Source organism: Aurantimonas sp. C2-5-R2 (assembly GCF_036549495.1).
Lineage (GTDB): Bacteria > Pseudomonadota > Alphaproteobacteria > Rhizobiales > Rhizobiaceae > Aurantimonas > Aurantimonas coralicida_A.
In genome coordinates this window covers 85,060-98,182 of sequence record NZ_JAZHLJ010000013.1, presented here as the reverse complement: position 1 = coordinate 98,182, position 13,123 = coordinate 85,060, and the positions used below count along the sequence as shown (strand labels likewise).

General features: G+C 64.9%; 14 protein-coding genes. 11 read left to right on the top strand and 3 right to left on the bottom strand.

Annotated features, from left to right (window positions below; all coding sequences use genetic code 11):
• Window positions 1-326 precede the first annotated feature (326 nt).
• A complete protein-coding gene (locus VQ044_RS08855) occupies window positions 327-1,889 on the bottom strand; it encodes a trimethylamine methyltransferase family protein (protein WP_442872888.1) in 1,563 nt (520 codons plus the stop codon).
• 442 nt (window positions 1,890-2,331) lie between these two features.
• Here VQ044_RS08855 and VQ044_RS08850 point away from each other — a divergent pair, with 442 nt between their 5' ends.
• Window positions 2,332-2,973 (top strand): corrinoid protein, encoded by a 642-nt coding sequence (locus tag VQ044_RS08850; RefSeq protein ID WP_327646576.1) that lies wholly within the window; start codon window positions 2,332-2,334, stop codon window positions 2,971-2,973.
• A gap of 162 nt (window positions 2,974-3,135) precedes the next feature.
• On the opposite strand, the gene VQ044_RS08845 is transcribed toward VQ044_RS08850, so the two are convergent.
• Window positions 3,136-3,282 carry a hypothetical protein gene (locus VQ044_RS08845; RefSeq protein ID WP_327646573.1) on the bottom strand — a complete coding sequence of 49 codons (147 nt, stop codon included), beginning with the start codon at window positions 3,280-3,282 and terminating at the stop codon, window positions 3,136-3,138.
• Between the two features lie 90 nt (window positions 3,283-3,372).
• Between VQ044_RS08845 and VQ044_RS08840 the strand changes: the two genes are divergently transcribed.
• The 10 genes from VQ044_RS08840 to VQ044_RS08795 all read left to right on the top strand — a co-directional run bounded on the left by VQ044_RS08840 (window position 3,373) and on the right by VQ044_RS08795 (window position 12,137).
• Window positions 3,373-4,035, top strand: coding sequence for a DUF1638 domain-containing protein (locus tag VQ044_RS08840; RefSeq protein ID WP_327691005.1), 663 nt, complete (start codon window positions 3,373-3,375; stop codon window positions 4,033-4,035).
• Window positions 4,036-4,279: 244 nt separating this feature from the next.
• Window positions 4,280-4,924, top strand: a complete 645-nt coding sequence (locus tag VQ044_RS08835; protein ID WP_327626349.1) for an exopolysaccharide biosynthesis protein — start codon at window positions 4,280-4,282, stop codon at window positions 4,922-4,924.
• A gap of 234 nt (window positions 4,925-5,158) precedes the next feature.
• A complete protein-coding gene (locus tag VQ044_RS08830) occupies window positions 5,159-5,458 on the top strand; it encodes a virulence factor (protein ID WP_327625108.1) in 300 nt (99 codons plus the stop codon).
• Window positions 5,455-6,354, top strand: a complete 900-nt coding sequence (locus VQ044_RS08825; protein ID WP_327625107.1) for a methylenetetrahydrofolate reductase — start codon at window positions 5,455-5,457, stop codon at window positions 6,352-6,354. Before VQ044_RS08830 ends, VQ044_RS08825 begins: the two co-directional genes overlap by 4 nt.
• Window positions 6,355-6,406: 52 nt before the next feature.
• Window positions 6,407-7,360 carry a methyltetrahydrofolate cobalamin methyltransferase gene (locus tag VQ044_RS08820; RefSeq protein ID WP_327646569.1) on the top strand — a complete coding sequence of 318 codons (954 nt, stop codon included), beginning with the start codon at window positions 6,407-6,409 and terminating at the stop codon, window positions 7,358-7,360.
• 175 nt (window positions 7,361-7,535) lie between these two features.
• Complete coding sequence (locus tag VQ044_RS08815; protein ID WP_327646568.1) at window positions 7,536-7,895, top strand: hypothetical protein; 360 nt, start codon at window positions 7,536-7,538, stop codon at window positions 7,893-7,895.
• A 117-nt stretch (window positions 7,896-8,012) separates the two neighbouring features.
• Window positions 8,013-10,082 carry an ASKHA domain-containing protein gene (locus tag VQ044_RS08810; protein WP_327646566.1) on the top strand — a complete coding sequence of 690 codons (2,070 nt, stop codon included), beginning with the start codon at window positions 8,013-8,015 and terminating at the stop codon, window positions 10,080-10,082.
• Between the two features lie 106 nt (window positions 10,083-10,188).
• On the top strand, window positions 10,189-10,557 hold the full coding sequence (locus VQ044_RS08805) for a DUF6481 family protein (protein ID WP_327625103.1): 369 nt from the start codon (window positions 10,189-10,191) through the stop codon (window positions 10,555-10,557).
• Window positions 10,558-10,578: 21 nt separating this feature from the next.
• The gene (locus VQ044_RS08800) at window positions 10,579-10,773 is read left to right on the top strand and encodes a hypothetical protein (protein WP_327646565.1); all 195 of its coding nucleotides are present in this window, start codon (window positions 10,579-10,581) and stop codon (window positions 10,771-10,773) included.
• A 368-nt stretch (window positions 10,774-11,141) separates the two neighbouring features.
• A complete protein-coding gene (locus VQ044_RS08795) occupies window positions 11,142-12,137 on the top strand; it encodes a GlxA family transcriptional regulator (protein WP_327625101.1) in 996 nt (331 codons plus the stop codon).
• 26 nt (window positions 12,138-12,163) lie between these two features.
• On the opposite strand, the gene VQ044_RS08790 is transcribed toward VQ044_RS08795, so the two are convergent.
• Complete coding sequence (locus VQ044_RS08790; RefSeq protein ID WP_327625100.1) at window positions 12,164-13,060, bottom strand: DUF1194 domain-containing protein; 897 nt, start codon at window positions 13,058-13,060, stop codon at window positions 12,164-12,166.
• Window positions 13,061-13,123 lie beyond the last annotated feature (63 nt).

Below are 13,123 nucleotides of genomic sequence, written 5' to 3'. Positions count from 1 at the left end.
AACATCTGCGACCTGTTCGAGCCCGAAGAATGTTGGAACTACCTCAAGGCCGCTGGCTATGTTGCAGATTAATCGCCTGACGCTCTAGCCCAGCAGAAGGAAACGCTTGTTCACCGAGATCCCTGGAGCCGCCCGGTCAGCTTGCCGCCCGACGAACATAACCGATCAACGGTTCATCGCAACCGTTCCGTGTGAGCTTGTATAAGCATGGCTAAGGCGGGCCCAAATCAGCTCTGCAGCCCCTTCCAAACCGCACGGTGAATCGTCGCGCCAACTTTCGCGGCGGCGTTCGCTTCGCTTGCGGCGGCCGGGTCCGCCTGTCCCTTTCAGGCGAAGGCGTCGGGCTCGGACTCCTTGCGCTTGGCGATGAAGCCGGAAAGCGCCTCGGCGACGCCGGGATCGAGCGCGGGCGCCTCATAGGCATCGAGCCAGCGCCGGCAAAGCTGGTTGGCCCGGTTCTCGGCGCGCAACGCGCCCTCGGCCGACCACTGCTCGAAGGAATTGTTGTCGGCGATGGACGAGCGATAGAACGCCGTCTGAAAATTGTCCTGGGTGTGCTGGCAGCCGAGGTAATGGCTGCCCGGCCCGACCTCGCGGATCGCCGACATGGCCTGGCCGTTTTCGGACAAGTCGACCCCGCGCGCCATTGCCTGCATCATGCCGAGCTGATCGCAATCCATGACGAATTTCTCGTAGCAGGCTGCCAGCCCGCCCTCGAGCCAGCCGGCAGCGTGCAGCACGAAGTTGGTGCCCGCCAGCACCGTCGAGTTCAGCGTGTTGGCGCTCTCGTAGGCTGCCTGGGCATCAGGCACCTTGGACGCGCAGAGTGACCCACCGGTGCGGAACGGCAGGCCGAGCCGGCGCGCGAGCTGCGCCGCGCCATAGGAGACCAGCGCCGGCTCTGGCGATCCGAAGGTCGGCGCGCCAGACTGCATCGAGATCGACGAGGCGAAAGTGCCGAACACGACCGGCGCGCCCGGCCGGCAAAGCTGGGTGAAGGCGGCGCCCGCCAGCACCTCTGCGAGCACCTGCGTCAAGGTGCCGGCGACCGTCACCGGGCTCATGGCCCCGGCCAGGATGAAGGGCGTGACGATGCAGGCCTGGTTCGCCCGGGCATAGACCTTCAGCGCGCCCAGCATGGTGCCGTCGAAGGTCATCGGCGAATTGGCGTTGATCAGGTTGATGACAACGGTGTTCTGATCGACGAAATCCGAGCCGAACAGGATGCGGCACATCTCGATCGTGTCGGCGGCCCGTTCCGGCGCCGTCACCGAGCCCATGAAGGGCTTGTCCGACAGCGTCATGTGCGCATGCACCATGTCGAGGTGACGCTTGTTCACCGGGATGTCGACCGGCTCGCACACCGTGCCGCCCGAATGGTGGATCGACGGTGCCATATAGGCGAGCTTCACGAGGTTGCGGAAATCCTCAATCGTTGCGTAGCGCCGCACGCCGTCGAGGTCACGCACGAAAGGCGGACCGTAGACCGGCGCGAACACCGTGGCCTTGCCGCCGATCTCGACCGAGTTCTCCGGATTGCGGGCGTGCTGGGTGAAAATCCGCGGCGCTGTCTTCAACAGTTCGCGGCAAAGCCCCTTGGGAAAACGCACCCGCTCTCCGGACACGTCGGCGCCCGCTTCCTTCCACATCGCCAGCGCTTCCGCGTCGTCGCGAAATTCGATGCCGATCTCCTCAAGCACCGTGTCTGCATTCGCCTCGATCAGGGCCAGACCTTCCTCGTCGAGCACCTCGTATTCCGGAAGCGACCGGCGGATATAGGCAAGTTTTGGTCCCGACCCGGACTGGGTGCGGGCCGCGCGCCGAGCCGATGCGCCGCCGCCACCGCCGCGCCCGCGTCGTCCGCCCGCCGCACCGCTCTCGGCTTCCATCGCCTCGGGGGCCTGTCCGGTCACGTCGCTCATCCGTCGTCTCCTGGCATTGTCCGCTGGCGCCGGCCGGGCTCTGCACCCTCCCCGGCCGACATCCTCCCGCGAGCATACGCGGCAATCACAGCCGATTGTAAAAGGACAAATCCCGCTCGCCGTTCCGGATGCGAAGATCGGTGACGCGCGAAGGACAGTCGCCGGGCTGGCTCGGCAAGCGTATCCGTGGCGCGGACGTCGTTTTCGGCATCGGCAATGTCGCAGCCGGAAGATTTGTTTACCGCCCTTTGCCCTACTCTCGATCGTGATGCGGTGCGAAGCGCCCGACATGCGCCGACACCGTTCCCTAATAAGGCCTCGGGAGAGGCCGCTGGTGAGGAGTGCCATCACGGCGGATGACGACGAGATCGTACTGGCCGAGCTCTCCGACGACGACCTCGTCGCCCAGATGAAGGACGACCTTTACGACGGGCTGAAGGAGGAAATCGAGGAAGGCACCAACATCCTCCTCGGACGGGACTGGACACCCTACGACGTCCTGACCAAAGCGCTCGTCGGCGGCATGCAGATCGTCGGCGAGGATTTTCGCGACGGCATCCTGTTCGTGCCTGAGGTGCTTCTCTCGGCCAATGCCATGAAGGCCGGAATGAAGATTCTGCGGCCGCTGCTGGTCGAGACCGGTGCGCCGAAACAAGGCAAGATGGTCATCGGCACTGTCAAGGGCGACATCCACGACATCGGCAAGAACCTCGTCGGCATGATGATGGAGGGCGCCGGCTTCGAGATCGTCGACCTCGGTATCAACATCGACGTCGACAAGTACCTCGCCGCGCTCGACGAGCACCAGCCGGAATTCCTTGGCATGTCGGCGCTGCTGACGACGACGATGCCCTACATGAAGGTGGTGATCGATACGTTGGTCCAGAAGGGTCGCCGCGACGACTATATCGTCCTTGTCGGCGGCGCGCCGTTGAACGAGGATTTCGCCAATCAGGTCGGCGCCGACGCCTATTGCCGCGATGCGGCTATTACGGTCGAGATCGCCAAGGAGCTGATGGCGCGCAAGCACAATCAGCTGCGACCGGCATGACGCCGGTCATCCAGCCTGCCCCTCATGCCGACGCTGACACGGCGTGCATTGGCCGGCAATGAACAGGTCGGATATCTCGCCGCTCCCCGCTCGCACCGCCCATGAGAACGGCGCGGCGGCCCGAAGGCTCCGCGCCGGTTCATCGTCGCGCTCGCCGGCTGTCTACTCGGCGACGTCCCTCACAGCCGCCCCGGTTGCGTCGACGGTATTGCCAAGATCGCGGCCGACCCCGCGCACCGTGTTGGCGCAACCGGAAAGTAGAAGCGCCCCGACAAGAACCCCGGACAATATTACGATGCGTTGGGCCATGCTGTTTTCTCCGTTTCGAGAATGTGACGGAAAAACGGCTGAGACTTACGCCGGTTCCGCTCCCTCGCGACATTTTCATCTGGAAGGCTGATGTTCGACGGCCCCGCCCACGCCACCGCGCCCTCCCGTGACAATGTCGAGCGGCTCACGGTCATCGCCTGCGGCGCCATCGCGCGGGAGATTGTCGCCATCCTCACTGCCAACGGCCTCGACCATGTCGACCTCACCTGCCTGCCGGCCGTTCTTCACAACGCGCCGAAAAAGATCGCGCCAGCCGTCGAAGCAGCCATCCTCAAGGCCCGGAACCGGGGCGCGTCCAGGATTTTTATCGCCTATGCCGATTGCGGCACTGGCGGCCATCTCGACGCGGTCTGCGAACGCCAGGGCGTCGAGCGCATTGCCGGCCCGCATTGCTATTCCTTTTTCCTCGGCAATGACCGCTTCGCCGCCGAAGGCGATGCCAACATGACCACCTTCTGGCTTACCGATTTTCTCGCCCGTCAGTTCGACGCGTTCATCGCCAAGCCGTTTCGCCTCGACCGTTATCCCGAAATGACGGCGATGCTGTTCGGCAATTACGAACGCGTCGTCCACATTGCCCAGACCGACGACGCCGAGCTCGATGCCCGCGCACGCGCGATCGCCGATCGTCTCGGGCTCGCGCACGAGCGGCGCTTCGTCGGCTATGGCGATCTCGTCGACGCGATCGCCACCGCAGCCGGCGCCGCCCGGCCCCAGCTTGCGACGGGCTGACGCGGATCTCGCAAAGCGCCTCGAGGGGTATCGATTAGTCACATCGACATGGGAATCGGTTGGCGACCAGCCAACGCAGCCGCTTGATGTTTGCCAACGAAACGCCGATTTAATATCCACCCCGTCATAGTGTTTGCGGACTCCTTGATTAAGGGGGAGGCCGTGTCGGCGGTTTGGCATTGCCTGCCTCATGCCATTCAGCTCCGCGATCCGTTCCGCAAACCCAGTTTACCGAGTATCCACCGTGTCACCCGCCGCCTTCTCAAACATTCGACGATCGCTGCGGCGACGCGGGGTCAAGCGGCAACGACGCATCTCCGCCATTCTGCGGGGCTACACCCATCGCGACCGGACCGGTCCAACGCTGGGCGAATTGTCCCAGGCCTTCGATTCGCGAGCGTATGGGGCATTCTTCATTCTGCTCGGCGGGCTCAATCTGGTTCCGCTCCCGCCGGGCGCCTCGCTGCTCTTCGGGATACCGCTCATGCTGTTCGCCCTGCAGCTTGCGATCGGCCGCCACCGGCTCTGGCTGCCTGGCCGTATCCATCGGATCCGCCTCAGCGCCGACACGCTCGGCATGGGGATGCGCAAGATCGGACCGACGCTGCGCTGGATCGAGCGCCTCGCACGGCATCGCTATTGGCCCGAGCCTGAATGGGTGCTGCTTGTCGCGGTCGGCTGGTTCTGCTTTCTGATGGCGGCACTGGTGGCGCTTCCCTTTCCACTGACCAACATGGCGCCCGGCGTCGCTATCGCTCTCGCCGGAGTGGCGATCACCGCCCGCGATGGTCTCTGGCTGATTGCCTCCATCCTTCTCGGGGTGGCATCGGTCGCCGTTCTGGGCGGTGTCTACGGTGCCGCAGCCCTCGCGGTCATGCAGATTTTCTGACCGATCCGGCCGCATGGCGCGTGCCGGACAGGGTCGAATTTGGCACTGGTTGGGTCGGGGTCCTTGGCTAAGCAGCGGATGCGTCGATGCGGTCGAACGATCGCTCCCGATCCTCAAAAAATTCTCCAGATCGCCCGTCAGGCGCCGAATGTCGCAAAGCCGCCGCGCGTCGTCGCGTCCGGCATATCCTCCGACAGCGTCTCCCGGCACATTGCCGGGCGTGGGAGATGCGGCATGGCCGAAACGCAAATCGTCTATTGGCGGGATATTCCCGCCCAGGTGATCGTCCGCCAGGGACGCAAGGCGGCGCGTCGCGAATTGCCGATACGCTTCATCGAGGCGATCGACCGCTGCGCCATGCGCGTCGGCGCCCAGGATTCCGAGGCCTATCTCGCCGAATGGCGGCGCGAAAGCGCGGCCTGCGAAGCGGACGACCTCGAAGCCGAGGCCACGAACAGATTGTCCGAACTCGATCAACGCTACGACCGGGACCGCCTCGCGGCGCTGGTCGCAAACGAGGGGCGCGAGCCATGATACAGGATCTGCCGTTGCCGCGGCATCATATCCCCGCCTCGATCGAAGTCGCTCCCAAGCAGGCGCTGGATTCGCGCGAGCTGCCCGATCTGTTTCCCGCCGGAACCAAGGTCTATCTGACCGATGTCGGTGTCGACTCCGTCAAGGATTTCATCCGCGCGGTGAAACGAATTTCCGACCTCGGCTATGCGCCGGTCCCGCATATTCCGGCGCGCCGCATCCGCAGTCGCGACGAATTGGAGACCCGTATCCGGGCCTATGCCGAAGAGGCCGGCGTCGACGACATGCTGGTGATCGGTGGCGGCCTCGATCGTCCGGCCGGACCGTTCACCTCGACCATGGAGATTCTGGAGAGCGGCCTCTTCGACCGCTACGGAATCCGCGATGTCGGTGTCGCCGGCCATCCCGAGGGCTCGCCCGACTTCTCGGCCGCGACCGCCGAAGAGGCGTTGCGGCTCAAACGCGATTTCGGCGAGCGCACCGGGGCGCATATGCGCATCGTTACCCAGTTCGGTTTCGATGCGGACGAGTTCATCAACTGGTCGCTGGCCATCAAGGAAGCTGGCATCGGCCTGCCGATCCATTTGGGCGTCGCCGGACCCGCCAAGATCACCACGCTGATCAAATACGCCGCGATGTGCGGTGTCGGCAACTCCGTCGCCTTCCTGAAGAAGCGTGCGTTGGCGCTGACCGCGCTCGCCACGACCCATTCGCCGGAAGCTGTGGTCGGGCCGATCGAGCGGCATTGGCAGGCGACGCTGGACTCGCCCGTCCGGCAGATTCATGTCTTTCCCTTCGGCGGTCTGGTGAAATCCGCCGAGTGGCTGACCGAACGCGCCTCCTGGCCAAACCAGGCCTCGTCCTTCAGCCGCGACATCAAGCGCCAGCACGGCTGATCCCCAGCCGAACCGAATCATCCTTGAGCCCCCGTCACCCGAAAGACCGCCCATGACCCGTACCGTCGTCGCCTCCGCCAAGAGGGAGATCGTAATCGGCTTCGACGAACCATTCTGCGTCATCGGCGAACGGATCAATCCGACCGGGCGCAAGAAGCTCGCGGCCGAGATGGTGGCCGGCAATTTCGACACCGTCACCAGGGACGTGCTGGAACAGGTTGCCGCGGGCGCGACCATGCTCGACGTCAATGCCGGGGTCACGGCCGTCGACCCGAACGTCTCGGAGCCGCCGCTGCTGGTCCAGACCATCCGCCTCGTCCAAAGCCTCACCGATCTACCGATCTCGATCGATTCCTCGGTGTCCTCCGCCATCCGGGCAGCGCTGGAGGTCGCCGAGGGGCGGCCCTTGGTCAACTCCGTCACCGGAGAGTTGGAAAAGCTCGAGGCGATCCTGCCCCTGATCAAGAAATACGACGTGCCGGTCGTCGCCATCTCCAACGACGAAACCGGAATTTCCGAAGATCCGGACGTGCGCTTCGAGGTCGCGAAGCGGATCGTCCGGCATGCCGCCGACTACGGCATCAAGCCGTGCGACATCGTCGTCGACCCGCTGGTCATGCCGATCGGTGCGATGGGCACGGCGGGCCGGCAGGTCTTCGCGCTGGTGCGTCGCCTGCGCGAGGAGCTCGGCGTCAATACGAGCTGCGGCGCCTCCAACATCTCCTTCGGCCTGCCACACCGCCACGGTATCAACGCCGCCTTCTTGCCGATGGCGATTGCCGCCGGCATGACCTCGGCGATCATGAATCCCTGCCGGCCGCAGGAGATGGAGGCGGTTCGCGCCGCCAACGTTTTGATGGGCAACGATCCGTCCTGCGGAAGCTGGATCCGCAACTACCGCGATGTCCAACCAGCCGCGACGATGGTCGCAGCCGGTTCAGCCGCCGCGCCATCCGGCAGCGGCCGGCGACGCGGCGGTCGGGAAGCCCGGATGGCGCAGTCCTGATGGGGGCCGGCGGCTCGGCGAGCGCCGCATCAAAGGCTACGGACCGTCCGCGACCGGCGTTATTCTTTTCGCAAGTGCGAAATAAACTTGGCCGCTGCTGCGACTGTTTGGTGTCGCCGAACGTTTCTCGCGGGACAGTCCCGACCGAAGGGACACCCCGAAAGGAATTCGCTTGATGACCCGCCGCCGCCTGTCGCTTTCCGTTGCTCCAAAGAGCAGCTCCGAAATGTCGACGCTGATGATGCTGTCACCCTTCGTGATCGGCAACCGCATGATGCAATTCTGGATGTCGGCCGCTTCCCCGACGGCCACGGACCGCGATGAGATTTCGCGCATGGTCGGCGAGAAGGTGCAGGCGGCGGGCGAATCGCTTGTCGCCATGAACATGGCCGCGATGGAAGCCATCACCGAGGCCACGCTCGGCGCCGTGACGGGACGCGGCAGCCACTCCAACCATGGCGACGCGATCCTGTCCGCGGGCCTGAAACCCTATACCAAGCGCGTGCGCGCCAATCGCAAGAGATTGTCGAAGTGACATGTCCGCGGCTTTCCGGCGCTGATGGCGCGTCCGTCAGCGCCCTCATCCTGAGGTGCGAGCGCAGCGAGCCTCGAAGGGCGAGGGCCGGCACGGTTCCAGGCTGATGGCGGCACGATGACCCAGCAAGATCCCCTCGTCCTGTTCATGCCGTCCGGCCAGCGCGGCCGCTTCGCGAAAGGCACGCTGGTCATCGAGGCGGCGCGTTCGCTCGGCGTCTATGTCGATAGCGTCTGCGGGGGGCGCGGCATTTGCGGCCGCTGCCAGATCGAGGTCGCCGAGGGTATCTTCGCCAAGCACAAGATCACCTCGGCGGCCGATCACCTCTCGGCCTGGTCGGCCAAGGAAGAGCGCTATGCCGCCAAACGCGGCCTGAAGCCCGGCCGCCGGCTCTCCTGCTCCACCACAATCGAAGGCGACCTCGTAATCGACCTGCCGTCCGACATGGCGGTCAACGCGGCGGTCGTCCGCAAGGCGGTCGACACGCGCGAATTTCCGCGCGACCCGGCGATCAGGCTGCTTTACGTCGAGGTCGTCGAGCCCGACATGCACGCGCCGCTGGGCGATCTCGATCGCATTTTCGTGGCGCTGGAAAAGGATTGGGGCATCTCGGCGCCGATCGTCGATCCGGGGATTCTTCCCCATGTCCAGAAGACGCTGCGCGACGGCGCCTGGAAGGTCACCTGCGCAATCGCCCAGGATCGCGACGACGAACGCCCACGCCTGATGGGACTCTATTCCGGTCTCAAGAACGAGGCCTACGGCATCGCCGTCGATATCGGCTCGACGACGATCGCGCTGCATCTGTCGTCGCTCTTGTCGGGCGCGACCATTGCCTCGGCCGGCACGCCCAACCCGCAGATCCGCTTCGGCGAGGATCTGATGAGCCGCGTCTCCTATGTGATGATGAACCCCGGTGGCCGGCCGGAAATGACCAAGGCGGTGCGCGAGGCGATCCAGAGGCTGGTCGAGGAGGTCGCGACCGAAACCAACGTAGACACGGCCGACATCATGGATTGCGTCTTCGTCGGCAATCCGATCATGCATCATCTCTTCCTCGGCATCGATCCCACCGAACTCGGCCAGGCGCCCTTCGCGCTGGCCGTGTCGGGCGCTCTGGCCGTGCCGGCCAGCGACCTCGATCTCAGCCTGCATCCGGCGGCCCGCGCCTATCTCCTGCCCTGCATTGCCGGCCATGTCGGCGCGGACGCGGCGGCCGTCACGCTCTCGGAAGGCCCGCATCGCCAGGACGAGACGATGCTCGTCGTCGATGTCGGCACCAATGCCGAAATCGTGCTCGGCAACCGGCAGCGGCTTCTGGCCGCTTCCTCGCCGACCGGTCCGGCCTTCGAAGGCGCAGAAATTTCCTCCGGGCAGCGTGCCGCGCCGGGCGCCATCGAGCGCGTTCGCATTGATCCGGAGACGCTGGAGCCCCGCTTCAAGATCATCGGGGTGGATGGCTGGTCCGACGATCCGGGCTTTGCCGCCGCCGCGCAATCGACCGGCGTCACTGGCATTTGCGGCTCCGGAATCATCGAGGTGATCGCGGAAATGTTTCTCGCCGGCATCATCACCGAAGACGGAATCATCGACGGATCGCTTGCCGCCCGCTCGTCCCGCATTGTCCCGGAGGGGCGCACCTTCGCCTATGTCCTCCACGCGACGTCCGCCCGGACGATCAGCATCCTGCAAACCGACGTGCGCGCTATCCAGCTCGCCAAGGCGGCGCTTTACGCCGGCATCAAGCTGCTGATCGACAAGTTCGGCGCTGCAGGTGAGTCCGACACCATCGACCGCATCGCGCTGGCCGGCGCCTTCGGCTCCTTCATCGAGCCGAAATACGCCATGGTCCTCGGACTGGTGCCCGACTGTAACGTGGAAAAATGTGGCTCGGTCGGCAATGCGGCGGGCGCCGGCGCGCGCATGGCGCTGTTGAACCGGTCCTATCGCCGCGAGATCGAGGCGGTGGTCAAGCGCATCCAGAAGGTCGAGACCGCGCTGGAGCCCGCCTTCCAGGATCATTTCGTCGCCGCCATGGCGTTTCCGAACAAGCGCGACGCCTATCCCGAACTGGTCAAGGTGCAGAGGCTGCCCAACCGCGATGCCGAGGGCCGGCCGATCCGGCGCTCCGGCGAAGCCGAAGGTGACGCGCCCCGGCGCCGTCGCGGCGGTCGCCCTCCCCGTTGAACCAGACCGTTGCGATTGACGCGGCGCCGCTGGCGGCTTATCCCCCAAGGCGTCGACGCCCGAAAAACGAGCGAGCGAACCCTTTTCCACGAATTACGATTGGTCCATGTCAGTTTTGAAACCCAAGGGTGCGGATTTCGTCGAACGCCGCACAGCCGCGCAAGAAGCGAAAGCCGCCCTTCTCGAAAAGATGAAGGCGAAGCAGAACGACCCCGCCGCCGAAGCCCGCCGCGCCGAGCGCGCCGCCATCGTCGCGGCTCGCGAGGAGCGTCAGGCCAAGAAGCGCGCCGAGGCCGAAGCCAAAGCCCGCGAGGCAGCCGCTCGCAAGGCCGAGAAGGAAGCCGAGCGCCTGGCCGCGGAAGAAGCCGCCAAGGCCGAGAAAAACCGGCCGATGGCGCAGATGGTCGCCGACGAAGCCGCCCGCAAGGCGGCCCGCGACGCCAAATACGCCGCTCGCAAGGCCCGCAAGAAGTAGAGTAGCGATGAGGCTTTTGCCATGACCCTGCTGGGAGCATTGTCGAATATCGCGGCAATCCTCACGGCGACGGTCGCGGTATGGGCTTTTGGTCGATACGTGTGGGAACGCCGTCAGAAGCGTCTGCGCCTCGAGCAGTATCTGCCGACGAAAAGACGGCTGGCGGCGGTCAGGGCAAACGTACGCTCCTGCATCTCGTGGCTCATCTGGGAATGAGCGAATCCGAGCTCATGGACGCCGCCTTTCGCAGCAGATGTGTCAGGCGACGCCTCGGCGTCGATGCCCAAGGCCGCGCCGACCGATGCTGCTCGAATATGACAGCGGCAATCCCGAAGACGATCTGCCGGGATAATCAGCCCACCGACAATTTGGCTATGCTCCGGCCTGAAAGTGAAAGACGTCGCTTGCGCGCGGAAACAATCCCGCGCAATCTCGCGCGATTCGACCGCGTGGTCGCAATGTCGTGGAAGCGAGACCATCGCCGGTCGCGTTAGGGTCGGAGGCATTTGCCGATGAGGATCGCGTCAGCCCCGACTGGTCAGCCGCGCTTTGGGAGCGGCCAAACGACCAGAATTGACGATACGATGAGCGAGGCCGCGCCCAAGCGGACCATCGTGTTTCTGCTCGTTCCGAATTTCTCCATGATCGCCTTCGCGACCGCGATCGAGCCGCTGCGGATCGCCAACCGCATCGTTGACCGCGAGATTTATCGCTGGCGCCTCGCCTCGACCGACGGCGCGCCGGTGCGCGCGTCGAACGGCGTCGAAGTGGCGGTGACAAGTTCCGTGGAGGCTGAGCGCCGGGCGCTGCCCGGCGAAAGACGGCCATCCATGGTCTTCGCCTGCTCCGGCGTATTGGTCGAGGATTTCTCCGACAAGGCGGCCTTCTCCTATCTGCGCGAGGCCCATCAGCGCGGCATCTCTGTCGGCGGCCTGTGCACCGCCGCCTGGATTCTCGCGCGGGCGGGTCTCCTCGCCGACCGCCGCTGCGCCATCCATTGGGAGAACATGCCGGGCTTTGCCGAAGCCTTCCCGCGCGCCGACGTCTATGCCGATCTCTTCGAGATCGACCACAACATCTACACTTGCGCCGGCGGCACGGCCTCACTCGACATGATGCTCGCCCTGATCGGCGAGGACCAAGGCGAGGACGTGGTCAACCGGGTCTGCGAGCAGGCGCTGACCGACAGAGTGCGCGGCCCGCAGGACCGGCAGCGACTGCCGCTGCGCGCGCGGCTCGGCGTTCAACATGCCAAGGTTCTGCGGGTGATCGAAATCATGGAAGCCAATCTCTCCGATCCGCTGTCGCTGGTCGAGATCGCCCGCGCCGTCGGCCTCTCCCGCCGGCAGGTCGAGCGTCTCTTCGACAAGGAGATGGGCCGCTCGCCAGCGCGTTACTATCTGGAGATTCGGCTCGATCGAGCCCGGCACCTGCTGATGCAATCGCAACTGCCGATCGTCGAGATCGCCGTCGCCAGCGGTTTCGTCTCCGCGTCGCATTTTTCCAAATGCTACCGCGAACTCTATTCGCGCTCGCCGCAGCAGGAACGGGCCGGACGCGCCGCGCCATCTCCGGCCTGATCGGGGGCGCCTCCCCCGGCCCTGCCCTACTGGAAATCCTCGATCCAACGTTGCTGGCGCTGTTGCCACAGCCGTTCGCCGATCAGACAGTCGGCGGCCGAGGCGTTCTGCGCTGGAATAACGGTTGCTGGGTCATTCGCTTGATCGTCGGGCCAGTTGCCGGCGAGTTCGAGCACCAGTTTACGGCGCACCGCCTCGGGAAACTGCGACCAATCGTTGACCGGGATGATGAAGGCCGAGGGTCCCCCGATCACACAGTTCGTATAATAGCGGTCGAGATCGGGGATCGAACTCCAGCCGAAGCCGCCGCCTGACGTCATCAGCGGCAGGCCGTTGATCGTGATGCCGCGGGCGACCGCCGCATCGCGCGCGGCGGTGACCATGCGCCCCTGATTGTTCGGTCCATCGCCGGAAATGTCGACGACACGCCGGCGACCATCGAAGCCGTTGCGATCGAACAGTGGCGCGATGAAATCGAGCGCGGATGCGATGGAGGTTCGCCGCTGGCGCTCCGGCTCCTCGCTTGCCAGACGATAGGCGAACGCTTCAGCGCTCGCCTTGGAATCGATCAGCGTCCACGGCACGAGGATCGATTGGGAGAACATCCCGGCCCACTCTATATAGGTAACCGCGACCCGGCCGTAGCCGCCTTCCATGATCGCTCGCTGGACCGGCTCGCTACGGAATGCCGCGGCATATCCTTCCCGCTGGATCTCCTGCTCGCCATGATCCATCGACCATGAGACATCGACCGCGAGGACGAGTTCGACGTCAACTTTCTGGCCTTCTTGTGGTGCCCGTTGGTCGTTTGTACCCAAGTCGCCAAGGCTACGCAGTTGCGCCGTCGCCGACGCAAAGCCATCTATCCCCGCGATGACCGCGAGGAGGAAGACAGCGACGAAGGCGACGAGTCGGCAGCGCATGACGAAATCGTCACGCCAATTGCGCCATCGCGCAAGACAAAAAATTGTCACGATCCGCCCGAC